Genomic DNA, 23135 nt, shown 5'->3' on the forward strand with positions numbered 1-23135 from the left:
GGAAAGATCATGAGCTCTGTGGTTGATGTCGTCGCCCGTGAGGTGCTCGATTCGCGCGGCAACCCGACCGTCGAATGTGACGTACTGCTCGAATCCGGTGTCATGGGGCGTGCTGCGGTGCCTTCCGGGGCATCGACCGGATCACGTGAAGCCATTGAACTGCGCGATGGCGATGCCGCCCGCTATCTGGGCAAAGGCGTTCTGCAGGCCGTCGAGAATGTGAACACCGAAATTTCCGAGGCGATCATCGGCCTCGATGCCCAGGAACAGGCGTTCATTGATCAGACACTGATTCATCTTGACGGTACCGACAACAAGGCACGTCTTGGTGCCAACGCCATGCTGGCGGTTTCGATCGCGGTGGCCAAGGCTGCTGCCGAGGAATCGGGTCTGCCGCTTTACCGCTATTTCGGCGGTTCCGGGCCGATGCAGATGCCGGTACCGATGATGAACATCATCAACGGTGGGGAACACGCCAACAACAGTCTCGATTTCCAGGAGTTCATGATTCTGCCGGTGAGTCAGAACTCGTTTCGCGAAGCCCTGCGCTGTGGTGCCGAAGTTTTTCACGCGCTGAAGAAGCTGTTGCACAAGAAAGGCTTCTCGACCGCCGTTGGCGATGAGGGGGGATTCGCGCCCAACCTCGGCAGCCATGCCGAAGCCTTGCAACTGATCATCCAGGCGATCGAGAACGCCAGTTATTGTCCCGGCGAAGACGTGCTGATCGGTATCGACTGCGCGGCCTCCGGGTTATACCGGGATGGTCGCTATCATCTGGCCGGCGAGAGCCTGCAGTTGAACTCGCACGAACTGGTCGATTATCTGGCCAATCTGGCCGACCGCTTCCCGATCGTCTCGATCGAGGACGGTATGGCTGAAAACGACTGGGATGGCTGGAAAGTGCTCACCGGGCGCCTGGGCAAAAGCGTACAGATTGTCGGCGACGACGTCTTCGTGACCAATACCCGGATTTTCAAGGAAGGCATCAAGCAGGGCATCGCCAACTCGATCCTGATCAAGATCAATCAGATCGGCACGCTCTCGGAGACCTTTGCGGCCATCGAAATGGCCAAGCGCGCTGCTTACACGGCGGTGATTTCTCACCGCTCCGGCGAAACCGAAGACAGCACCATTGCCGACATCGCCGTCGGCATGAATGCCCTGCAAATCAAGACGGGTTCGCTGTCACGTTCCGATCGCATCGCCAAATACAACCAGTTGCTGCGCATCGAGGAGGACCTCGGGGACACCGCAGGCTATCCGGGTCGTGATGCCTTCTACAATCTGTCGTGACGGACTGAATTCGACATCCGCTACCGTGCGCTTGCTGGCTGTCATCCTGCTGGTGCTGATTGCCCTGCTGCAGCATCCGCTGTGGCTGGGCAAGGGCGGCTGGTTGCGAGTGTGGGATGTCGATCGGCAGCTTCAGCAACAGAAGGAAAGCAACGGCAAGCTGGAGATGCGCAACGCCGGGCTGGATGCCGAAGTACGTGATCTCAAGCAGGGTTACGATGCGATCGAGGAGCGTGCGCGCTTCGAACTCGGGATGGTCAAGCAGGATGAAGTTTTTGTCCAGATCCCCGACAAGCCTGCGAGCGAGAAGACCGTGGCGCCGGCTGCCGAGAAACCCACCATTGCAACCGCCCCGGCACGACCGGCAAAACGCTAGCCGCCAGTCCTGCCCGACAGGAGTCTCTGTACCGCTTATTCCGGGAGTTCAATCTGGCCCGCGACGCTGGCGGTGACCAGGGTCTCGCCGGCTTCGATCGGCATCGCTGCTGCCTCGGCCGAGGCCAGCGATGCCGCGCGCAGCATTGGCAGCGGTGGTGTGCGGCCACTGCTGTTGATGGCCAGGTGCTTGATCCGGTAAGGCTTGCCCAAAGCGTCGGCGATCAGCCTGGCGCGGGCCTTGAAGGCCGTGATGGCTTCGAGCGTGGCTTCGTTTTCGGCTTTTTTTCGGGTTTCCGGTGCTGGCAGCATGCTCAGGCTGGCAACGCCCAGCGACGCCTGGAGCTTGCCCAGCAACTCGGAGAGCGCGGCCGGATCAGAGCACTCCAGCGTGAGATCGGAGCGCATCCGCCAGCTTTCGATCTTGCCGCCCTTGGCGTAGACCGGATAGGTGTAAGTGGCACCGCTCTGGGTCCTGACGTTGCTGTACCCGCGTGCGGTCTTCAGACCGTCGGCGATCAGTCCGTTTACTCGTTTCGCCAGTTCGCTCGGCGTTGCGCCGGCCGCTTCGGCAAAGACCGTTGCGCGTGCCAGGTCGTTGGCGGCGGGTCGGCTGGCTTCGGCCGCCAGGTCGATGCTCGTGCCACTGCCGGGAGCTGCCGGTGCCGGTAGGGCGACCAGCAAGGCGAGCAGGGGCAGGGTGTGCAGCAAAGGTCGAAATCGCTTCATGTGGGTCTCCGGGTTTGCTGTGTTCGAGAATGACGAGTATCCTGCAGAACCTCGTGCAGGATCGGGAAATCGTTGCGCGGGAGCGACTGCCTCAGGCAGGGCTTATTGTAGCGGGATTCGGGCATCGCTTTCTTGTAGTCAGACGGCAGAAGCTTGGTTAGAATCTGCGTCACCCGCTCGCTTGTGTGCGATCGGGAAGGGTCTTTGAGGGGGCACCATGCTGAAAGCAGGACAGGCAGCTCCGATGTTCGTCCTCCCCGATGCGGATATGGAACTCATCGATATTGCCCAGTTTCAGGGTAAAAACAATATCATTCTCTTTTTCTATCCGAGAGATGACGCGCCGTGCTGTACGCTGCAGGCTACCGATTTCTCCGATCATGAGGACGAATTCGCGCGGCTGGACTGCCTGATCATCGGCATCAGCCGTGACGACTGCATCAAACACGCAGAGTTCCGGGACAAGCATGGTATTTCCGTGTGTCTCCTTTCGGATGCCGAGGGTTCGGCGTGCAAACAGTACGGTGTCTGGCAGGCGAAAGAGGTGAATGGGGTCAAGAAGCACGGCATCGTTCGCTCGACTTTTGTCATCGACAAACAAGGTGTTCTCCGTTTTGCGTCTTATGGAGTGAATGCCAAAGGCCACGCGCTTGAAATGCTGCGCACGGTTAAGGAACTCAAGCAATGAATATGCAAGTTGCAAAGAATATGGTGGTCACCCTGGATTATAACGTCACCGATGTGGACGGGCAGCTGGTGGATGCGGGTCAGGAGCCGCTGGTCTATTTGCACGGCGGTTACGATGACATTTTCCCGATGATCGAAGAAGCCATGCACGGCAAGCGGATTGGCGAGTCGGTGGTGGTGAAAATGCAGCCCGACGATGCCTTCGGCGAGTACGATGCTGAACTGGTCCAGCTCGAGTCACGCAGTCAGTTTCCCCAGGAACTGCAGGTTGGCATGCAGTTTGAAGGGGTACCGGAGGGTGTCGACGACGAAGATGAAGACGATGAAGTGCTGATTTACCGGGTGACCGAAATCGCCGACGACAAGGTCGTGCTCGATGCCAACCATCCCTTGGCCGGCATGGCCCTGGTGTTCACCTGTACCGTCACCGCTGTCCGCCCGGCCACTGCCGAAGAAATCAGCCATGGGCATACGCACGACGACAGTTGCGAAGACGAGGAATGACCGCCCTGCAAAGTGTCATCGGCACTTGCCGAGTCATTCCCGGTGTGCCGGGCGATCGCCCGCACACCAGGTCTAGCGCAGCAGCTTGCCGGCGCGATTGAGGATGGTGATGTCGACGAAGCGCGAGCCGGCGTGCCTCTTGGGGGAAAAGCTGATGAAGACGCCACCGGCGTCATAGTTCTTGAGCGCTTCAAGGGTGTCGCGCAGCTTCTTGCGAGTCGGGTTCGGGCCGGCACGGCGAAGTGCTTCGCCGAGGACCATGGCGCCAAGGTAGCCTTCAACGAAGGTATGGTTGAGCGTCACGTCCCTGGGTTTGAACTTCGCGAAATTGTTCTGGATTTCCCGGATCAGGGCAACGGTATGACTGTTCGGATCCGGAACGACTTGTGTGAGTGCCAGTCCTTCCGCCTTGTTGGCGCCAATTCGCTGCACGACCTGCGCCGCATCGGTTGTCGAAAGCGCGACATGCTGGGCGAGGCTTCCTGCTTCGCGCGACTGTTTCAGGAACTCGGCGCTGGCCGCGGTATTGGCAATCAGGATTACCGCCTGTGGTTTCGCGGCGGCAATGATCTTGACGGCGGCAGCGACGTCGGTCGTGTTTTTCGCGTAGGCTCCTTTGGCTACCAGGGTGCCGCCGGCATTCTTGATGAGCTGTTCGGCGCTCTGCAGTACGTCCTTGCCGAAAGGGTCGTCCTGATAGAAGACGGCAATGCGGATATAGCCGGTGGTGATGTACTGGTCGGTGATTTTCCCGACTTCTTCTGCGTAGCTGGCGCGGGTCATGAACAGAAACGGGTCGTTCCTGCGCACCAGCGATTCGCTGCCGGTGCGCACGGCGACCAATGGAATGCCGGCTTCACTGAGGATATTCTGGTCGAGAATGGCCTCGACGTTGCCAGTGCCGACGAAGCCGATGAATGCCAGGGGTTGCGACTCCTTGATCATCTCGCGAGCCAGCCGAACCGTCTCCTCGCTTTTGTAGCCGTCATCCTTCGAGAGCAGTCGAATCCTGGCCCCGTGGATGCCGCCTTCGGCGTTGACCGCGTCGAAATAGAGTTGCACCCCGGCCCGCATGTGTGTTCCCGTCGGTGCCAGAGGGCCGCTGAAAGCAGCGATCTGGCCGATGACGATGTCGGCAGCGCAGGGCAGCGCCAGGGCGAACAAGATGATCGCCAGGGTAGAGCGAACGAAGGAGATCAGCGGCATGGTCCAGTCCTCCTGATGCGGTTAAGCTCGCCGAGTGTAGGCCTTGTCGCCGCCGCTGTCGACGGCCTTGTTCGCTGCAGCAGTCAGCGCCGGTGGTAGGGGCGCACCTCGAAGCGGAAGAGTTGCGGCAACTGGTCGTCGATGATGACTTTCACCCAGCCCATGACGGGGTAGCCAAAGGTCTCCAGGCGAGTGAAGTTGCTGATCGGCAGCTTTGTCTTCGGATGGCGCAGCGGCTGGTCGATGCGCTGCCAGTGCGTGTCGCCATGCACCAGCAGAACCTGACCAGGGAAAGCCAGGGTCTCCATGCGCAGGGTTTCCAGCAGATCCCGGTAGCCAGCGTGCGTCAGACCGGCCGCGTGGTGCTTGAAGCCCGGGTTGGCCTGCATGACGATGACGATGCCGGCGGCCTGTTCGCGCCGTGCAACGGCAAATCCCTGCTGGAGCCAGTCGATGAGCACGGGATTGCGCGCCAGATATTCGCCGCTGGGCGTGCTTCCCATGCCGAAGTGGTTGTTCGGACCGGGAACGTTGAGCGACAGGAAGAGCACCGGGCCAAGGCGCCAGCGCAGGTGCTCCGGGGTATTAGCCTGCTGTTCGACCGGCAGCGTCTGCCTTCCCAGCGATTGCGGTTCTGCGAAAAACAGCTCGCGCAGCTTCTGCAAGCGTTCGAGTGGGTCGAAGTGACCGGCCGGCAGTTGCCGGCAGTCGGTCCATTCGTTGTCGCCAACGACGTAGAGCAGCGGCACCCGCGACGCAGCGAAGAGTGCGCGACGGTCGCGGAACAACTCGTCGCTGCAGATCGTCCGGCTATCCTTGAAATCGCCGGCATGGACGATCAAGCCGGGGTGCTCATCGGCGATGTCGTCGAGCATGCGCGGCAGTTCGCTGCGTTCGTAAGCGCTGTACGGGGTGTCGCCGATCACTGCGAAGCGCCAGGTTTCGGCGTGTACCGATCCGGCGAGCAACAGGCCAGCGAGCAGCGATGCGCAGGATCCTTGGATCATCAAAGCAGGGATTTGAGTTCGTAGAGGGCGTCGAGCGCCTCGCGGGGGGTCAGTCGATCGGGATCGATCGAACGTAGCCGCTCGATGGCCGGCGGGGTGGGGTGCTCCTGCGCTTCCGCAGCATTGGCCAGTGCCGTGGCAAAGAGATCGGGTTGCAGGGGGTTGATCGAAGCCCGTTGCTCGAACTCGCGCAACTGTCGTCGGGCCGCTTTCAGCACCGCGGAGGGAATTCCCGCCAGCGCCGCGACCTGAATCCCGTAACTCTGGTTGGCCGGGCCTTCCTCGACGGCGTGCAGGAAGACGATGCGCTCGCCGTGCTCGATGGCGTCCAGATGCACATTGGCCAGATCCGGGTACTCGTTCGCCAACAGCGTCAGCTCGAAGTAGTGGGTCGCAAAAAGGGTCAGACAGCGGTTTTTTTCGAGCAGATGGCGACAGATCGCGAAAGCCAGCGCCATGCCGTCGAAGGTCGAGGTACCGCGGCCGACTTCGTCCATCAGTACCAGGCTGTGTTCCGTGGCGTGATGCAGGATGGCTGCCGATTCGATCATTTCGACCATGAATGTCGAACGCCCGGCGGCAAGGTCGTCGGCAGCGCCGATGCGCGTGAAGATCTGGTCGAGCGGGCCGAGAACCGCGCGCGTTGCCGGCACGTAACTGCCGACATGCGCGAGCAGGGCGATCAGCGCGGTCTGGCGCATGTAGGTCGATTTGCCGCCCATGTTCGGGCCTGTGATCAGTAACAGCCGCCGCTCGTCGCCCAGGCGCGTATCGTTGGCAATGAAGCTTTCCCCGCCGCCGATCTGTTCTTCGACGACCGGGTGCCGACCGTCCTCGATCAGCAGTCCCGCCTCGGACGAAAACAAGGGTCGGCAATAGTTGCGCCTTTGCGCGGTATCGGCGAATCCGCTCAGGAGGTCGATGCCGGCGACCGCCTGGGCGATCTGCTGCAACTGCGGCAGATCATCCTGCAGGGTGGCGAGAAGGCCTTCGTAGAGCAGCTTTTCGCGCGCCAGGCCGCGCTCCTGCGCCGACAGGGCCTTGTCTTCGAAGGCCTTGAGCTCCGGTGTCAGGTAGCGCTCGGCGTTTTTCAGGGTCTGCCGGCGGCGATAATCGTCGGGCACCCTGGTGGCGTTGGCGTGGCTGACTTCGATGTAGAAGCCGTGCACGCGGTTGTACTCGACCTTCAGGTTGCCGATGCCCGTGCGCTCGCGTTCGCGCGCCTCGAGCTCAAGCAGAAAAGTGCCGCAGTGGTCGTTGAGGGCGCGCAGTTCGTCGAGATCGGCGTCGAAGCCCTTGGCAATGACGCCACCGTCGCGGATCAGGGCGGCCGGTTCGGGCAGGATGGCGCGACATAAGAGATCGAGGGCGGCATCCGGGGTGGCCAGTTGCGCATGCAATTCGGCGAGCAGTGGCGCTGCTGCCGCCGCGATCGAAAGCATTGCCGCCAGCGGCGCGCGCAGTTCGTGCAGGCGCTGCAGGCTGTCGCGCAGGCTTGACAGGTCGCGCGGCCGAGCGCTGCAGAGCGCGATCCGGCCGGCGATACGTTCGATGTCGGCAAAGCCGCGTAGCGCTTGCCGCAATGCATGCAGGGTACGGCCATCGTCGTCGAGCAGCATCGCAATTGCAGCGTGGCGGGCGGCCGGGATGGTCGGGTCACGCCAGGGGTGGTGCAGTGCATGCCGCAACAGACGCGCGCCCATTGCGGTGACGCAGTTGTCGAGCAGGCTGCACAGCGTTGGCGCCGGCTGGCCACGCAGGGTCTCGGTGAGTTCGAGATTGCGTCGCGTCGCCGTGTCGAGCCCGAGGAAGGTGGCATCGCGTTCGACGATCAGCGCCCGCAGGTGTGGCAGGGCACGCGTCTGGGTGGCCTTGGCATAGCGCAACAGTGCGCCGGCGGCGGCGATGGCCGGACGCAGGGCGTCGGCACCGAAACCGGCCAGCGAGCGGGTGGCGAAGTGCGTACAGAGTTCGCGGCGTGCGGCCTCGACGTCGAAATGCCAGTCGGGCTGGCGAGTCAGAGCCACCTCGGGAGTGAAAGTCAGTCCGAGGCTCTCCGGCACGATGATCTCGGCGGGACGGATACGATCCAGCGTGGCAGCGAGCTTGCTCGGTGCGACTTCACAGACGCGGAAATCGCCGCTCGCGAGGTTGATCCAGGCGAGGCCGGCAAATTGTTTGCTGGCGCACAAGGAAAGCAACAGCGTATTGCGCTTCTCGTCGAGCAAGGCCGCGTCGGTCAGGGTGCCGGGGGTGACGATGCGTGCCACGGCGCGCTCGACCGGACCCTTGCTGGTCGCCGGGTCGCCGATCTGCTCGCAGATCACCACCGATTCGCCAAGTCTGACCAGCTTCGCCAGATACTGTTCGACGGCGTGGTAGGGTACCCCGGCCATTTTGATCGGCTGTCCGGCCGACTGACCGCGTGTCGTCAGCGTAATGTCCAGTAGCCGCGCTGCTTTTTCCGCGTCGTCGAAAAACAACTCGTAGAAATCGCCCATCCGGTAAAACAACAGGATGCCTGGATGCTCGGCCTTGATGCGCAGGTACTGCTGCATCATCGGCGTGTGCCCCGTTACATCGCCTTCTCTTGCGTCTTGATTTTTCGGCATATTTCAGTCAAGCCGTTGATTTGTCTCGTAACATCGGTCATGTTGCCGATGCCTGAAGGTTCAACTACGTCCCACTATACCCATCTATACTTCTTGGCTTTCCAGTTGCAGGTGTTCGATCTCGTCGTGGGCCGCGGCTTTATTCGCGACAAAGGCCTCGACTTTCACCGGGTCAATCGTTTCGTTGAGGTGGAGCGTGCCGAATTGGGCGAGCCGGCGGCTGAAAAAGTTTTCCTGAGACCAGCGGGCGAACAGAGTGGCGGCCAAAAGCCAGGCGCTCGACTGGTAATCGGTTTGATGGACTTCGCCGTGGCCGCGACGCAGTCGCCCGTGTGGGCAGCGAAGCCGGTCGCATCTACTCCCTTCTCGGCATCAGCACCGTATAGTCGAAGTCGAGCAGCACGCTCGGATCATAACGGCCATCGGTGGTCTGGTAGGGAAAATCCGCGCAGGGCTGGTCCTTGGTGGCGACGGTACGCAGCCGCAGTGCGCCGATGTCCTTGCGTCCCGGCACGAGCAGTTGTTCGAGCACTTCCGACCAGGCGTAGACCGTGTCGCCGGCGAAAGCTGGCGTCACATGCCGGCCGCCGTTGATCGCCGCGATGCTGAAGGCATTGGCCAGCCCATTGTACGAAAGCGAGCGCGCCAGACTGATGATGTGGCCACCGTAGATGAGGCGGCGGCCGAAGCGCCCAGCAGCCCGTTCGGCCTGCTGGTTGAAGTGCACGCGCGCGGTGTTCTGGTACAGGCGGGTGGCCATCATGTGTTCGCTTTCTTCGATGGTCATCCCGTCCACATGATCGATGCGTTCGCCGACCTGGTAGTCGTTCCAGAGGTCGGTGCTACCGGACAGGGCCGTGTCGTATTGCTCGATCCGGATCCCGGTCGGAACCAGCAGATCACTGGCGGCAATGGCAGCGGGCAGATCCGGAACGACGCTTTCCGGGGCAGGCGACGCCGGGTCGCGCTTGCGGACCATGACCCAGCGGCAGTAGTCGAGGGCGATCTGTCCGCGCTGATTGACCCCACACGAGCGCACATAGACGACACCGGTCTGGCCGTCGCTGTTTTCTTTGAGTCCGATCACGGTGGAATCGGCGCTGAGCGTATCGCCCGGATAGACCGGGTGGCCGAAACGGCCCGTCGCATAACCAAGGTTGGCGACGGCATTGATCGAGATGTCCGGCACGGTCCGGCCAAAAACCATGTTGAAGGCGAGAAAATCATCCACCGGCGCCCGCGGGAAGCCCAGGCTATGCGCGAAGGTGTCTGCCGAAGTGGTGGCGAAGCGCGAGCCGGTCAAGGCGGTATACAGCGCCACGTCGCCCTCGGTAATGGTACGTGGCGTGGCGTGTGCGATCGTCTGGCCGACGTAAAAATCTTCGAAAAAGTTGCCCAGTCTGGTCTTCTCGCTCACGGTATTTTCTCCCCGAGGTATTGAGTCAATGCCTTACAGTCCATAAGCGGCGGCTAGCTCCGGATCGCGCCTGGCCACCAGCCGTGCCAGATCGACGATCACCCGCGCCTGCTTCCAGGTTGCATCATCCTGCATCTTGCCGTCGATCGTCGCCACGCCGCTGCCATCGGGCATCGCTTCGAGAATGCGCTTGGCAAACAGCACTTCCTTGACGTCGGGACTGAAGACGCGCTTGGCGATGGCGATCTGGTTCGGTGCCAGCGACCAGGCACCCGAGCAACCCATCAGGAAGGCATTGCGGAACTGCGCCTCGCAGGCGGCTTCGTCCTTGAGATCGCCGAAGGGACCGTAGAACGAGTGCAGACCGTGCGCCACTGCTGCATCGACCATGCGCGCAACAGTGTAATGCCAGAGATCCTGCTGGAAGAAGGCGCGCGCATTCTGCCCGGTTTCCTGACCGGGTTCGGGGTCGGCGAGGACACCGTAGCCGGGATGGCCGCCACCGACGCGGGTGGTCTTCATGCCGCGTGAGGCGGCCAGGTCGGCCGGGCCAAGGCTCAGGCCATGCATGCGCGGACTGGCGCCACAGATGGCCTCGACGTTGGTCACCCCCTGCGCGGTTTCGAGCAGGGCATGCAGCAGAATCGGTTTCCTGATCGCGTACTTGGCTTCGAGCAGCGCAACGTACTGGTCGACGAAATGAATGTCCCACGGCCCCTCGACCTTGGGAATCATGATCACATCGAGCTGGTTGCCGACATGTCGAATGATCTGTTCGAGGTCGTCGAGTATCCACGGGCTGTTCAAGGCGTTGACACGCACCCACATCGCGGTGTCACCGAAGTCGTTTTTCGACAGCAGGTCGATGAAACCGGCACGCGCCGCGTCCTTGGCTTCGATGGGAATGGCGTCCTCGAGGTTGCCGCACATCACGTCACACTGCCTCGCGGTTTCAGGCGCCTTGGCGCGAATCTTGTCGATGTGCGGCGGAAAGAAATGGATCATCCGTTCCGGCCGCACCGGCAGTTCACGCAGAGGCTGTGGCGCACCGATGGCGAGTGGCTTGTAGAAATGAACGGGTAGCTTCATGGCTTTTGTCCCTGGTGAAGAAAACGCTGATGGAACCGACTGCCTTGTCGGAGAGGATTTCAGTCTGGCCCGGCGACGACGCGCGCATCGTGCAGGCGGCCGACCTCGGCCTCGCTCAGGCCGAGAATTTCGAGCAGGATCTGGTCGGTGTGTTCGCCGAGGCGTGGCGCCGGCATCGCCGGCAGGCGGGGCACGCGGCCGAATTGGAGCGGCGTCGCGGGCATCAGGTAGGAGCCGATGCCCGCTTGTTCGGTCATCGTGAACAGCGGATTGTCGGTTGAGCAATCGGGGTCACAGGCAATGGTTTCCCGTACACTGCGATAGGGACCCCAACTAACGCGGTGGGCATTGAGGATGGCGGCGGCCTCGGCGAGCGTGCGCGCATGGAACCACGGTTCGAGCAGCGCAGCAATCTGCTGCCGGGCACGGAAGCGATTACCCTCGTCTTCGAGGTCGAGACCCAGCCGGACGCCGAGCGCCGCGACGGCCTCCTGCAGGCCGGTGGCCTTGGTCAGGCACCGCCACTGCATGCTGGTGAGGCCGACGACCATCAGGCGCTTGCCGTCGAGCGTTGCGAAATCGCGGCCGAAAGCGCCGTAGAGATAGTTGCCCTGCCTTGGCCGGTCGGTGTCATTGACCATCACCTCGGCAAGCATGCCGAAATTGCCGAGCATTGCCAGTGCCACATCCTTCAACGCGAGACGAATCAGTTGCCCTTCGCCGCTCAGCCGCCGGTGTCTTTCGGCGGCGAGCAGGCCCAGGGCGATCATCTGGCCGCTGATGAAGTCCCAGGCGGGAAAGACATGGTTCACCACTTCCGGCGAGGTGTTTGGCCCGGTCATCAAGGGCAGGCCGAGCTGTGGGTTCAGTGTGTAATCGACTTCCGAGCTGCCGTCACGGCGTCCGGTCAGATTGACCATGATCAAATCCTGGCGCCGTGCCTGTAGCGTCTCGTAAGCGAGCCAGCCTTTGGCCGGAAAGTTGGTGCTGAACAGGCCGGCATCGTCTCCTGGTGCACAGATCAGTTGCGTCAGCAACTCCTGGCCACGCGGTTTGCGAAAGTCTACGGCAATCGAGCGCTTGCCCTTGTTCAGGCCCGCCCAGAACAGGCTGTGTTTGCCGTCGAGCGTCAGCGGCCAGCGGCGATGGTCGAGGCCGCCGCCGAGCGGGTCGAAACGGATGACATCCGCTCCGAGCTGGGCCAGGGTCATGCCACCCAGCGGTGCGGCGACAAAAGCCGAGCCTTCGACGACGCGCAAGCCCTTGAGGATTCCATCCATTTTCTTCACCAATTCTCTTGGTCTTCAGATCACGCGCTTCTTGCGCAGTTCGTTGATCTCGTCTGCGGCAAGGCCGAGCAGATCCGAGAGCACTTCGTCGGTATGTTGCCCGAGCCGTGGACCCAGGTGCTTGATGCGGCCCGGCGTGACCGACAGGCGTGGCAGCACCGAGGGAACGATGACCGTCTCGCCGATGTCCTGCTCGTCGATGGCCACCAGATTGCGACGGGCGTGGAACTGCCGGTCGCCGAAAATGTCGGCAATGCTGTTCAAGGGGCCAGCCGGTGCGCCGGCAGCGAAGCAGCGGTTGAGAAGGTCATCGCGGTGCAGCGAACCGCACCAGTCACGGACGATTTCGTTCACATCATGGCGGTTTTCGAGGCGCGTCTTCTGATCGCCATAGACGTGTGCTGCGGCCAGTTCGGGTCGTCCCATGGCCATCGCCAGGCGCTCGAAAAGCTTGTCGGTGACGCATGAAATCGCCACCCACTTGCCGTCGTCCTTGGTCGGAAAATGGCCGTGCGGGCAGGCGAAGTCGTTATGGTTTGGCCCGTGCCGCTCGCGAATCCGACCGAACATGCCGTAGGCCGGTGCCAGTTCGTCGGTGCAGCGAAACACCGACTCGTACAGGGCGGCATCGATATATTGCCCCTGGCCGGTGCGCTCGCGGTGACGCAAGGCCATCAGAATGCCGATGCAACCGTAGAGTCCGGTCAGGTAATCGCCAAGGGTGGTCGACCCCGGCGTCACCGGAGTTCCCCTCGGCATGCCGGCGAGGAAGGCGATGCCGCCGACCGCGTGCGCGACCCGCGCAAAACCCGGTCGGTCGCGGTAAGGGCCGGTCTGGCCGTAACCGGTGACGCGCAGCATGATCAGGCCGGGATTGATCTCGCGCAGGACCTCCCAGCCGAGGCCCCATTTTTCGAGGGTGCCGGGCCGAAAGTTTTCGCACAGCACGTCCGACTTTTCGATCAGCTGCTTGAACAGTTCGACGCCTTCGGGCAGGTGCAGGTCGAGGGTCACCGATTTCTTGTTGCGTGCTTCGCTGAGCCAGGCGAGCGTATCCTTGCGCCTGCTCGGGGTTCCGAAATAACGCATCGGGTCGCCGCCGATCGGGTTTTCGACTTTCAATACCTCGGCGCCGAATTCACTCAGGATGGTGGCGCTGTAGGGTGCGGCGATGACCGTTGCGGCATCGATGACACGAATGCCCTCAAGTGGCAGCCGGGACCCGGCGGGATCAGTGGTGGTCATGGGAATCCTCGCGAGGGCCCGTTGATATGAAAGTCGCGCCAGCGACTCGGCAAGCTCCCCTCTCCACTCGCAGGAGAGGGGTTGGGAGAGAGGGAAACGGTCATGACTTTCATGATCGGGGGATGTCTGGAAAAGACATGACCGTTCAGATGATCTTGTGTTGCCGTAGCCGCTTGATTTCCTGTGCCGAAATCCCGAGCAGCTCGCGCAGGACCTCATAGGTCGCGTTGCCGAGCGGTGGCCCGAGATTGGAAATCCTGCCCGGCGTTTCGGACAGAGTCGGCACGACACCCGGAATCACGACTTCACCCAGACCCTCTTCCTGCAGACGGGCGAGGTTGCCGCGTGCCTGGAAATGCTCGTCCTCGAAGATGTCGGCGATACTGTTGAGCTTGCCGATCGGCACTTCGCCGTCGATGCACCGCTTCATGACCTCGCTGCGAGGCATCGAGCCAACCCATTCGATGACGATCCGGTTGACCTCGTCACGCGCTGCCAGGCGCTTGCGCTGATTGCCGTAGCAATCGGCAGCCGCGAGTTCCGCTTTGCCCATCACCGCAGCGAAGCGTTCGAACATCTTGTCGGTGGTGCAGGCAATGGCGACCCATTTGTCGTCGATGGTGCGGAAGTGGCCATGCGGAACGGCGACGAAGCTGCCGGCGCCTTCGCGTTCGCGCACCTTGCCGAACAGACCGTACGCAGCGGCAATCTCATCCATCTGGCGGAACACCGCCTCGTAAATGCCGATGTCGATGATCTGGCCCTGTCCGGTCGCCTCGCGGTGGCGCAGTGCCAGCAGGATGCCGATCGCGCCGTAGAGGCTGGACATGTAATCCCCCATCGGTGCGGTACCGGGAACCACCGGCGTTTCACCAGGGAAACCGGCGAGGTACGAGAGTCCGGCAAAACCATGCGCGATGTGCGCGAAACCCGAGCGTCTGCGATACGGGCCGGTCTGTCCGTAGCCCGAGACGCGCAGCATCACCAGGCCCGGGTTGGCCTTGCTCAACTCGTTCCAGCCGAGTCCCCATTCCTCCATCGTGCCGGGGCGGAAATTCTCGATCAGTACATCCGACTTGGCGACCAGCTTCAGGAACAGATCGACACCTTCCTGTTGGCGCAGATCGAGGGTGACCGATTTCCGGTTGCGGCCTTCGCTGAGCCAGGCCAGCGTCGCATCGTGCCGCTTCGACGCGGTTCCGAAACGGCGCATCGGATCGCCGGCGATGGGGTGCTCGACTTTCAGAATCTCGGCGCCGAACTCGCCAAGAATCGACGCCGCATATGGACCGGCGAGAAAGGTGCCTACGTCGATGATGCGCAGGCCGCTCATCGGCAGCTTGTCGTTCTCTGTCGAGCGATCCTGATCCGCATCGTCCTGCTGCGACTGCTTGCTGGCGGAATGATCGCCTGTCGGTGTTCCCTCCGCGTTGCCCGCAAGTCCAGACCGCAGCGGTGCGGACTCCGTCGAAGCCGTTCCCTCTTTCATTGCTGTATCCCCAGACAAGCTCGCCGGAAAACCGCTCAAGGCCCTGACTCGAAACAGGCACGGCACCGACGCCAGCGGAACAGTATAGGAGCAAATCCGTTTCCCTGGCGCAAAGATCTGAGGATTGCCCTGAATTGGCACCTCGCATGTGCGTCAACTTGCGTTTGGCCGTATGCTGTGCGCTACTTGCAGGACCGTTCAAGGAAACCCGGAAAGGATGATTTGCATGAGCGAAGTGACAGCAGACTACGCAGAGTGGATTGGCCGCCAGGAGACCACTGACGACGACCTGAGCCCGACAGCGGCGCTGGCAGCGGCAGCGATGCTCGATGACACGCAGACCGCTCTGGAGGCTGGGAGCGCACTGCCTCCGCTGTGGCACTGGTTCTATTTTCTGCCCAGGGCGCCGCAGGCCTTGCTCGACGTCGATGGACATCCACAGCGCGGTGGTTTCATGCCCCCGATCCCCTATCCAAGGCGGATGTTTGCCGGCGCGCGTATGCGCTTCCATCATCCGCTGCGGATCGGCCAGCCGGCACGACGTGTCGCGCTCATTCGCGATATCCGGCTGAAATCGGGCCGTTCCGGCACCCTGGCCTTTGTGTCGGTGCTCTACTGCTATTATCAGGATGGCCGACTGTGTGTCGAGGAAGAGCAGGACATTGTCTATCGCGAACCGGGGCCAGCGCTGGCGTGTCCGCGCGTACTCGACTGGCCGCCGTTACCGGCAAACGCCTGCGCACGCATCGTGACGCCAGACCCGAGACTTCTGTTCCGCTTCTCTGCGCTGACTTTCAATGCGCACCGGATCCACTACGATCGTCCCTATGCGATCGAAGAAGAGGGCTATCCGGGCCTGGTGGTGCACGGACCGCTGACCGCAGTGCTGCTGATGGAACTGCTTCGTCGGGAGGTGGCACGGCCGGTGCAGGAATTCAGCTTCCGGGGACTGGCGCCGCTCTTCGACCTGGCACCGTTTCGGATCGTCTGCACCACGCTCAATGAAAGGCAATGCTCCCTTGAGGCACAAGCGCCCGATGGCGTAACGGCGATGAGCGCCAGTGTCGAGCTCGCGCCGCTTTAAGGGTCATGACTTTTCCAGGCACTCGGTCGTGAAGGCCGTGACCGTTTCCGCAGGCGTTGCTCGCATCTTTCCTTGATAAATACCCATAATCGATCTTGCGGGGAAACCTCGTGAAGCGCTAGAATCTCATGGCGCCGTGTGGTGATTCGGCGGGAGTGGATTGACCAGGGGGAGGCGATGGCTGTCGTGCAGCAATGCGTCCGGGCGGGGCTGGTGCGTGCCTCGATGCATGCGCAGCTCTGGCATTCTCTGGCCGATGCAAGCGATCTGCTGCACCATCGACTGCTCTCCTGGGATGATCCCCGGCACCTCTTCCGTGGCACGCGCAGGAGGGTGGGCCAGGCGGTCAATCGCCGGCGGATTACCTGTCTGCTGCGGCCAATGCCCTTGGCCGCTGGAGCACCAGGGCCAGACTCCGCCCGCTCCTTCCCTGAACACAATTCCTCTCCTTGCCTGCCCCCTGGCGTCCTCCTGGTCGAGCCCAACCAGGTCTGGAGCCCGGATCACTCCGGCATCCGCCCGGCCCATGCCTGCGCGCCCCTTGTAGCGCTCATCGACCACCGCCAGGTGATCGGTCGGCGAATCAACCACCCCATTGAAGCCGTCGTCCGTCGTCTTGACTCCGGGGTCTGCTTGAACTGTTGATGGAACCCAGCCATGCTGTTGGGATGTTTCGAAATTTGCATACGCAATGATGAATGTGTGTTTTGAGCAACGATTAACGTATTTCGGAGGCAATACATGAAGCTCACGCTGACCCACGACGAAATGAATTCCTACTGCAGCGAGCTGCACGATTCCAATGCAGCTTTCAAGTCCGATTACCCTGCGGACTCCTTTGAGAGGCAGCCGGTGCACACGGTTTACGGAGGTGCCAATCTGTTCAAGGCCGGTTTTGCTGCCAAATTGGGTGAAGTGGCGCTCAAGACTCTCGACACCTATGCGCCCAACTACCTGGTGTTTGGCCGCGTTCTGGGTCTGCCGGGGTCGGAAACACTGCCGACGAACCCCATCTACCAGGAAAGCCTGACGCGTGCACTGGAAAGCAATCCCGAGCAGGTGCGCGGGGTCAAACCGGCGGCCTGGCTGGCTTACACGGTCTTCAACCGGGTGCTGAAAAAGCTGCAGACCGAGCCGATCGAGGACAACCGCATCGATTTCGAGGATGGTTACGGCAATCGTCCCGACGATGAGGAAGACGGCCATGCCGTCGCGGCGGCCGATGAAGTCGCCAGAGGCATGCGCGAGAATCTGCTCTCGCCATTTATCGGTATTCGCATTAAAACGTTTTCGGACGAGTGCAAGGTTCGCTCGATTCGTACCCTGGACATTTTCCTGACCCGCCTGGCCGAGAAAACCGGTGGCAAATTGCCACAGAATTTCATCGTCACGCTCCCCAAGGTGGTCACCGCGACGCAGGTTTCCACCTGCGCCAGGATTCTCGAGAATCTCGAAGCCCGACTCGGCTTTGCGAAGGATTCCCTGAGAATGGAGATCATGATCGAAACCACTCAGTCGATCATCAATTACCGGGGGGAAAACACGGTGCCGCTGCTGGTCGCTGCTGCTGGTGGCCGTTGCCGCTCGGCGATTTTCGGAACCTACGATTACACGGCCTCGTGCAACATCACGGCGGCACACCAGAGTCATACTCATCCGGCCTGCGATTTTGCCCGCCATGTGTTGCAGGTCAGCCTCGCCGGAACCGGCATCACCATCAGCGACGGTGCGACCACCAGCATGCCGATCGGACCCCACAAGGCTGCCAGGGACGCAGTGCTGACCGCCCAGCAGATGGACGAGAATCGCGCCGTCGTGCATGCTGCCTGGAAGCTGCACTACGATAACATCATGCACTCGATGCGACATGCCTACTATCAGGGTTGGGATCTGAATCCGGGGCAGTTGCCGGTGCGCTATGCGGCGGTCGATACCTTCTTCCTCAGCGGCCTGCAGGATGCCTCGGCCAGGCTGAACGCATTCCTGAACAAGGCCGCCCAGGCGACGCTGGTGGGCAATACCTTCGACGATGCGGCGACAGGCCAGGGCCTGCTGAACTTCTTCCTGCGGGGAATGGCGTGCGGGGCGATCACCGAGCAGGAAGTTCTGGCGACAGGGATCACCCTGGACGAGTTGCGTTCGCGTTCGTTTGTGCGCATTGTCAATAATCGGGCCAAACAGTAGCCACCAGGAAGGGAACGAACCATGACTGAGCTCAGGAGCGACATGAGCGCATTACCGTATCTCGAATCAGCCGATTCGGTGATCAGGAAATCACTGACCTGGATCAAGCAGCAATGCGTCGGCGGCAAGGGAGTCTCGAACGAGAAACTGGACGAGCACCAGATGGCCAGCTTCGATCTGGCCTGGTGTGCCGCCGAATCGACCGCGGCACGCTTTGCGGCCGAATATGCGCGCAAAGCGGCCGCCGCAACGGGCGATGGCGTCTGCCTGGAAGAGCGGATGGCCCGGGTTTTTTGTGCCGAGGCCTTGCAAAACATCCACAATCGTTTGCGGGCGCGACCGCAGAGTTTCGGTCTGAACGACGCCGATCTGGCGGACCTGGACTCTTCGGCTCTCAGCCGTTTCTGCCAGAAGCAACTGGATGCAGGCAATCTGGAAGCGCTGGGCAGGGAGGTCATTGCCTTGAACGGCGCCAGCGGTGCCTACCTGCTCGACGATCACGCCACGATGATGCAGGACACGTTCCGCAAACTGGCTACCAACGTGGTGATGCCTCTGGCCGAGGAGATCCATCGGGAAGACCGGATCATTCCACCGGAGATACTCGATCCACTGACCGAAATGGGTTGCTTCGGCCTGTCGATCCCCGAGCGTTATGGTGGTCTCCAGAGCGACGATCATGAAGATAACATGGGGATGATCGTGGTCACCGAGGAGCTCTCGCGCGGCTCGCTCGGTGCAGCGGGTAGCCTGATCACGCGTCCGGAAATCCTCAGCCGCGCCCTGCTCAAGGGGGGAACCGAAGAGCAGCGGCAAAAGTGGCTACCCCAGGTGGCACTGGGCGATCCCTTGTGTGCCATTGCCGTCACTGAACCGGATACCGGTTCCGATGTCGCCGCCATGCGCCTCAAAGCGAGCAAGTGCGATGGCGGCTGGATCCTCGACGGCGTCAAGACCTGGTGCACCATGGCTGGCAAGGCTGGACTTCTCCTGGTTCTTGCGCGCTCCAATCCGGACCGTTCGCTCGGCCATCGGGGGCTCAGCATGTTCCTGGTCGAAAAGGACTCGTATGAAGGGCACGACTTCGAATATCGACAAGCACAGGGCGGTGTATTGACCGGCCGGGCGATTTCGACCATCGGTTATCGCGGGATGCATTCCTACGAGGTCTTCTTCGACAATGTCTTTGTCCCCGATGAAAATCTGGTGGGTGGGCCGGCGGGCGAAGGAAAAGGCTTTTACTTCACCATGGCCGGATTTGCCGGCGGGCGTATTCAGACGGCTGCGCGTGCGATTGGTGTCATGCAGGCCGCTTTCGAACGGGCAGTTTCGTATTCCCAGGAACGTAAGGCATTCGGCAAGCCGATCGGCGATTTTCAGCTCACCCTCGTCAAGCTGGCGCGCATGGCGACGCTGCTGACCGTTTCCCGCCAATTCACCTACGCCGTGGGCAGTTTGATGGATCAGGGTCAGGGGCAGATGGAAGCCAGCATGGTGAAACTGTTCACCTGCCGGACGGCCGAGTGGCTCACCCGCGAAGCGATGCAGATTCATGGGGGCATGGGCTATGCCGAGGAGTCGCCGGTCAGCCGTTATTTCCTCGATGCCCGCGTGCTGTCGATATTCGAGGGAGCCGAAGAAACGCTGGCTCTGAAGGTGATCGCCCGCTCTCTCATCGATGCGGTGTAACAGGAGGATTCCATGTCGCAGGCAATTCGTTTCCGACCACAGGCCGAACTGGCCGCCAAAGTGCAGGTGGACGTGCAGCAAGTCCGCTATCCGCACTATGGCCGCTATCTGGAGGAGTTCGTGCCGGGGCAGGTGTTTGTTCACCCGCGTGGTTTCACCTTCCTCCGTGCCCAGATGGAGGCCTTTGCCCGGACCTACATGCAGTGCAATCCGCTCTACCTCAATGAGGAGTATGCCAGGGCCAGCGGCTTCGCGGGTCTGGTGGCCTCACCGCAGATGGTCTTCAATGTCGTTCTCTCGCTGGGTGTGCAGAATGATTCGGAAAAGGCGATGGCCAATCTCGGCTATTACGATGCCCAGTACCTGCGGCCGGTTCATGAGCTGGATAGCATTCGCTCGCTGACCAAGGTCATCGACCGCAAGGAGCGCGGTGCCGGCAAACCGGGTATCGTGACCATCCGGACCCTGGGCATCAACCAGAACGACCAGGTGGTCCTGCAGTACGAGCGGAAAATCATGGTTGCCGGCCAGGGAGACCGTCCATCAACCACCCCCCTGCCGGCGGCTGCGGTGATGCCGGCTTTCCCCTGGGTCGACGAGGCCGAGGTTTTTCTGCCGGACTTCCCGGAACCGCTTCCGTCCGGATTGACCGGCCCCAATTCCTGGTTCGAGGATTTTTCCGTTGGCGACATCATCGTTCATGCCAACGGCCGAACGATCACCGACGAGCATCTGCCGCTGACCTATGCGGTGGGCAATACCCATCCGCTGCATTTCGATCGGGTCTTCAGTTCCGGCTTGTCGGGCAAAATGAGCGGTGATCCGATTGTTTATGGGGGCCTGGTATTCGCCTGGCTGGAGGGCCTGGCCAGTCGCGATGTCAGTGAAAACAGCATTTGGGAACTCGGTTTTACCGAGGGCTATCACACCCAGCCGTCGATTGCTGGCGATACCGTTGCAGCCCTGTCGCGGGTGCTGGCTGCCGAATATGCTCCGGGCGAACTGGGCGCGAAGTTCGGCATCGTCACTTTCCAGTTGATTGGCGTCAAGAACATCACGGCGTCCAACGCTTTTTCCCGCTATGGCGAGGACCTGTTCATCAAGGAAAACGACAAGAAAGACCTGGGCAAGGAAAAGATTGATCAGAAGATTTTTGAGATCGAGAGACGTCTCTTGATCAGAAAAAGGAGATAGTCATGGCAACCGCCCGGAAGAATCGGGATCAGCCCTGGTTGATGCGGACCTATAGTGGTCACAGCTCGGCCAGGGCATCCAACGCCCTGTATCGAACCAATCTTGCCAAAGGCCAGACGGGACTATCGGTGGCCTTCGATCTGCCGACGCAGACCGGTTACGACGCCGATAGTCCCCTGGCGAGGGGTGAGGTCGGCAAGGTCGGTGTGCCCATCTCGTCGATCGAGGATATGGATCAGTTGTTCGACCAGATCCCGCTCGATCAGATGAACACCTCGATGACCATCAATGCCACGGCGGCGTGGCTCTTGTCGCTGTACATCGGCCTGGCGCAACGGCGAGGTATCGATCCGACCAGGCTGAGCGGCACCACCCAGAACGACATCATCAAGGAATATCTCTCGCGGGGCACCTACATCTATCCGCCGGGTCCGTCGATGCGCCTGATCGCGGATACGATCAATTACACGGTCAAGCATGTACCGAAATGGAATCCGACCAATATCTGCAGCTATCACCTGCAGGAGGCGGGGGCGACACCGGTTCAGGAGCTGGCCTACGCCCTGTGCACCGCGATGGCGGTTCTCGATCGGGTCAAGGCTTCCGGTGAAATCGCTCCGGATGCGTTCCCGCAGGTCGTCGAGCGGATCTCGTTCTTTGTCAATGCCGGCATACGTTTCATTGAAGAGTGTTGCAAGCTGCGGGCATTTGGCGAGATGTGGGACGAGCTGACCCTGTCCCGCTACCAGGTGGCAGATCCCAAGCTGCGTCGATTCCGTTATGGCGTGCAGGTGAACTCCCTGGGCCTGACCGAGCCGCAACCGGAAAACAATGTGCAGAGAATCGTCCTGGAAATGATGTCGGTGGTGCTCTCGAAACGCGCAAGAGCCCGCGCCATCCAGCTTCCGGCGTGGAACGAGGCGATGGGTCTGCCACGCCCCTGGGATCAGCAATGGGCACTGCGGATGCAGCAGGTGATGGCTTTCGAGACCGATCTGCTGGAGTACGACGATATTCTCGATGGGTCACCGGTCATTGCCGCCAAGGTCAGGGAACTGATCGAAGGTGCGAAAAGGGAAATCGAGAATGTCGAAGCCCAGGGCGGGATCATTGCCGCGATCGAGTCCGGCTACATCAAGCGCGAACTGGTCGGCAGTCACATGAACCGCTTGCGCGCCATCGAGTCGGGCGACCTCAAGATCATCGGAGTGAACTGCTTCCAGGAAACGGCGGAATCGCCGCTGACCCTGGGCAGCGATGGCGCCATCATGAAGACCGATCCGGCAGCCGAGCGTGAGCAAATCGAGCGGCTGCAGGCGCATCGCAAGAACCGCAACGATGCCGACGTTCGGGCCGCCTTGCAGGGTCTCAGCGATGCCGCCAGGAGTGGCGAAAACATCATGCCCAGTTCGATTCGCTGTGCGCTGGCGGGAGTCAGTACCGGCGAATGGGGCGATTCATTGCGTGCGGTTTTCGGCGAGTTCAGGCCACCGACGGGGATCGACATCGCCATTGACAGCCGCGAAGTCCTGGGCAAGAAGGATCGAGTCACCGACCTCAGGACCCGGGTCGCCAGTACGGGCAACGCGCTCGGCCGCCCGCTCAAGCTGCTGGTCGGCAAACCCGGACTGGACGGGCATTCCAATGGGGCCGAACAGGTGGCCGTCAAGGCCAGAGATGTCGGCTTCGAGGTCGTCTACGATGGCATCCGGCTGACGCCGCAACAGATTGCCCAGGCGGCTCAGGAGGAAGGGGTGCATATGGTTGGCCTGTCGATCCTTTCCGGAAGTCATATGGAACTGGTGGAGTCGGTTCTTCAGGAACTACGCCTGCGCGATCTCGCGAATGTGCCGGTGATTGCTGGCGGAATCATCCCGCGGGAAGATGCCGACAAACTGCTGGCACTCGGTGCGCGCGCGGTCTATACCCCCAAGGACTTCAATCTGAATGCCATCATGGAGGATATGGTGGACGTGATCCGCGAATGCAACGGGCTCGAACGGTTTGCCTTGCGGCCGTGACCGATCAATGACTCCAGTCAA

General features: G+C 61.4%; 20 protein-coding genes. 10 read left to right on the forward strand and 10 right to left on the reverse strand.

Features of this window, described 5'->3' with window-relative positions; genetic code table 11:
- The first annotated feature begins 9 nt into the window (after nucleotides 1-9).
- Nucleotides 10-1293, forward strand: a complete 1284-nt coding sequence (gene eno / locus V5B59_RS00675; protein WP_169069573.1) for a phosphopyruvate hydratase — start codon at nucleotides 10-12, stop codon at nucleotides 1291-1293.
- Nucleotides 1294-1318: 25 nt separating this feature from the next.
- On the forward strand, nucleotides 1319-1669 hold the full coding sequence (ftsB, locus tag V5B59_RS00680; protein ID WP_169069604.1) for a cell division protein FtsB: 351 nt from the start codon (nucleotides 1319-1321) through the stop codon (nucleotides 1667-1669).
- Between the two features lie 35 nt (nucleotides 1670-1704).
- Here ftsB and V5B59_RS00685 read toward each other — a convergent pair whose 3' ends face one another.
- On the reverse strand, nucleotides 1705-2397 hold the full coding sequence (locus tag V5B59_RS00685; RefSeq protein WP_169069574.1) for an SIMPL domain-containing protein: 693 nt from the start codon (nucleotides 2395-2397) through the stop codon (nucleotides 1705-1707).
- A 217-nt stretch (nucleotides 2398-2614) separates the two neighbouring features.
- On the opposite strand from V5B59_RS00685, the gene V5B59_RS00690 reads away from it, so the two are divergent.
- Nucleotides 2615-3085, forward strand: coding sequence for a peroxiredoxin (locus V5B59_RS00690; protein ID WP_169069575.1), 471 nt, complete (start codon nucleotides 2615-2617; stop codon nucleotides 3083-3085).
- Nucleotides 3082-3588, forward strand: a complete 507-nt coding sequence (locus V5B59_RS00695; protein ID WP_034925611.1) for an FKBP-type peptidyl-prolyl cis-trans isomerase — start codon at nucleotides 3082-3084, stop codon at nucleotides 3586-3588. Before V5B59_RS00690 ends, V5B59_RS00695 begins: the two co-directional genes overlap by 4 nt.
- Before the next feature lie 72 nt (nucleotides 3589-3660).
- Here the strand turns inward: V5B59_RS00695 and V5B59_RS00700 are convergent, their stop codons facing one another.
- The 9 genes from V5B59_RS00700 to V5B59_RS00740 form a co-directional block, all read right to left on the reverse strand.
- The gene (locus tag V5B59_RS00700; RefSeq protein WP_034911143.1) at nucleotides 3661-4794 is read right to left on the reverse strand and encodes an ABC transporter substrate-binding protein; all 1134 of its coding nucleotides are present in this window, start codon (nucleotides 4792-4794) and stop codon (nucleotides 3661-3663) included.
- Nucleotides 4795-4877: 83 nt separating this feature from the next.
- Entirely contained in the window at nucleotides 4878-5801 is a 924-nt protein-coding gene (locus V5B59_RS00705; RefSeq protein ID WP_169069576.1) for a metallophosphoesterase, read from the reverse strand.
- Entirely contained in the window at nucleotides 5801-8413 is a 2613-nt protein-coding gene (gene mutS / locus V5B59_RS00710; protein ID WP_248594699.1) for a DNA mismatch repair protein MutS, read from the reverse strand. The genes V5B59_RS00705 and mutS overlap by 1 nt, the downstream gene beginning before the upstream one ends.
- A gap of 84 nt (nucleotides 8414-8497) precedes the next feature.
- Nucleotides 8498-8680, reverse strand: coding sequence for a hypothetical protein (locus V5B59_RS00715; protein WP_034911146.1), 183 nt, complete (start codon nucleotides 8678-8680; stop codon nucleotides 8498-8500).
- 88 nt (nucleotides 8681-8768) lie between these two features.
- Entirely contained in the window at nucleotides 8769-9830 is a 1062-nt protein-coding gene (locus V5B59_RS00720) for a MaoC family dehydratase (RefSeq protein ID WP_169069577.1), read from the reverse strand.
- A gap of 33 nt (nucleotides 9831-9863) precedes the next feature.
- Nucleotides 9864-10919, reverse strand: a complete 1056-nt coding sequence (locus V5B59_RS00725; RefSeq protein ID WP_169069578.1) for an HpcH/HpaI aldolase/citrate lyase family protein — start codon at nucleotides 10917-10919, stop codon at nucleotides 9864-9866.
- Between the two features lie 59 nt (nucleotides 10920-10978).
- Complete coding sequence (locus V5B59_RS00730; protein ID WP_034915844.1) at nucleotides 10979-12199, reverse strand: 2-methylfumaryl-CoA isomerase; 1221 nt, start codon at nucleotides 12197-12199, stop codon at nucleotides 10979-10981.
- Between the two features lie 24 nt (nucleotides 12200-12223).
- Nucleotides 12224-13453, reverse strand: coding sequence for a CaiB/BaiF CoA transferase family protein (locus tag V5B59_RS00735; RefSeq protein WP_169069579.1), 1230 nt, complete (start codon nucleotides 13451-13453; stop codon nucleotides 12224-12226).
- 145 nt (nucleotides 13454-13598) lie between these two features.
- On the reverse strand, nucleotides 13599-14786 hold the full coding sequence (locus V5B59_RS00740; protein ID WP_169069606.1) for a CaiB/BaiF CoA transferase family protein: 1188 nt from the start codon (nucleotides 14784-14786) through the stop codon (nucleotides 13599-13601).
- Between the two features lie 382 nt (nucleotides 14787-15168).
- On the opposite strand from V5B59_RS00740, the gene V5B59_RS00745 reads away from it, so the two are divergent.
- The 6 genes from V5B59_RS00745 to V5B59_RS00770 all read left to right on the forward strand — a co-directional run bounded on the left by V5B59_RS00745 (nucleotide 15169) and on the right by V5B59_RS00770 (nucleotide 23114).
- Nucleotides 15169-16026, forward strand: coding sequence for an FAS1-like dehydratase domain-containing protein (locus V5B59_RS00745; protein ID WP_169069580.1), 858 nt, complete (start codon nucleotides 15169-15171; stop codon nucleotides 16024-16026).
- Between the two features lie 141 nt (nucleotides 16027-16167).
- Nucleotides 16168-16671: a hypothetical protein gene (locus V5B59_RS00750; protein WP_332351353.1), complete on the forward strand. Its 504-nt coding sequence runs from the start codon at nucleotides 16168-16170 to the stop codon at nucleotides 16669-16671.
- Nucleotides 16672-16767: 96 nt separating this feature from the next.
- Entirely contained in the window at nucleotides 16768-18210 is a 1443-nt protein-coding gene (locus V5B59_RS00755; RefSeq protein ID WP_288132500.1) for a DUF6986 family protein, read from the forward strand.
- 21 nt (nucleotides 18211-18231) lie between these two features.
- Nucleotides 18232-19899 carry an acyl-CoA dehydrogenase family protein gene (locus tag V5B59_RS00760; RefSeq protein WP_169069582.1) on the forward strand — a complete coding sequence of 556 codons (1668 nt, stop codon included), beginning with the start codon at nucleotides 18232-18234 and terminating at the stop codon, nucleotides 19897-19899.
- A 12-nt stretch (nucleotides 19900-19911) separates the two neighbouring features.
- Nucleotides 19912-21093 (forward strand): MaoC family dehydratase, encoded by a 1182-nt coding sequence (locus V5B59_RS00765; RefSeq protein WP_169069583.1) that lies wholly within the window; start codon nucleotides 19912-19914, stop codon nucleotides 21091-21093.
- 2 nt (nucleotides 21094-21095) lie between these two features.
- A complete protein-coding gene (locus tag V5B59_RS00770; protein ID WP_169069584.1) occupies nucleotides 21096-23114 on the forward strand; it encodes a protein meaA in 2019 nt (672 codons plus the stop codon).
- The last annotated feature ends 21 nt before the right edge of the window (nucleotides 23115-23135 follow it).

Source organism: Candidatus Accumulibacter contiguus, assembly GCF_036625285.1.
GTDB lineage: Bacteria > Pseudomonadota > Gammaproteobacteria > Burkholderiales > Rhodocyclaceae > Accumulibacter > Accumulibacter contiguus.

Bases quoted from the DNA above. Each gene is read 5' to 3' on its own strand.
- V5B59_RS00730 (WP_034915844.1), bottom strand. From the start codon at position 12,199: ATGGATGGAATCCTCAAGGGCTTGCGCGTCGTCGAAGGCTCGGCTTTT.
- mutS (WP_248594699.1), bottom strand. From the start codon at position 8,413: ATGCCGAAAAATCAAGACGCAAGAGAAGGCGATGTAACGGGGCACACG.
- V5B59_RS00740 (WP_169069606.1), bottom strand. From the start codon at position 14,786: ATGAGCGGCCTGCGCATCATCGACGTAGGCACCTTTCTCGCCGGTCCA.
- V5B59_RS00770 (WP_169069584.1), top strand. From the start codon at position 21,096: ATGGCAACCGCCCGGAAGAATCGGGATCAGCCCTGGTTGATGCGGACC.
- V5B59_RS00705 (WP_169069576.1), bottom strand. From the start codon at position 5,801: ATGATCCAAGGATCCTGCGCATCGCTGCTCGCTGGCCTGTTGCTCGCC.
- V5B59_RS00690 (WP_169069575.1), top strand. From the start codon at position 2,615: ATGCTGAAAGCAGGACAGGCAGCTCCGATGTTCGTCCTCCCCGATGCG.
- V5B59_RS00700 (WP_034911143.1), bottom strand. From the start codon at position 4,794: ATGCCGCTGATCTCCTTCGTTCGCTCTACCCTGGCGATCATCTTGTTC.
- V5B59_RS00685 (WP_169069574.1), bottom strand. From the start codon at position 2,397: ATGAAGCGATTTCGACCTTTGCTGCACACCCTGCCCCTGCTCGCCTTG.
- V5B59_RS00735 (WP_169069579.1), bottom strand. From the start codon at position 13,453: ATGACCACCACTGATCCCGCCGGGTCCCGGCTGCCACTTGAGGGCATT.
- V5B59_RS00760 (WP_169069582.1), top strand. From the start codon at position 18,232: ATGACTGAGCTCAGGAGCGACATGAGCGCATTACCGTATCTCGAATCA.
- V5B59_RS00695 (WP_034925611.1), top strand. From the start codon at position 3,082: ATGAATATGCAAGTTGCAAAGAATATGGTGGTCACCCTGGATTATAAC.
- eno (WP_169069573.1), top strand. From the start codon at position 10: ATGAGCTCTGTGGTTGATGTCGTCGCCCGTGAGGTGCTCGATTCGCGC.
- V5B59_RS00765 (WP_169069583.1), top strand. From the start codon at position 19,912: ATGTCGCAGGCAATTCGTTTCCGACCACAGGCCGAACTGGCCGCCAAA.
- V5B59_RS00745 (WP_169069580.1), top strand. From the start codon at position 15,169: ATGAGCGAAGTGACAGCAGACTACGCAGAGTGGATTGGCCGCCAGGAG.
- V5B59_RS00755 (WP_288132500.1), top strand. From the start codon at position 16,768: ATGAAGCTCACGCTGACCCACGACGAAATGAATTCCTACTGCAGCGAG.
- V5B59_RS00725 (WP_169069578.1), bottom strand. From the start codon at position 10,919: ATGAAGCTACCCGTTCATTTCTACAAGCCACTCGCCATCGGTGCGCCA.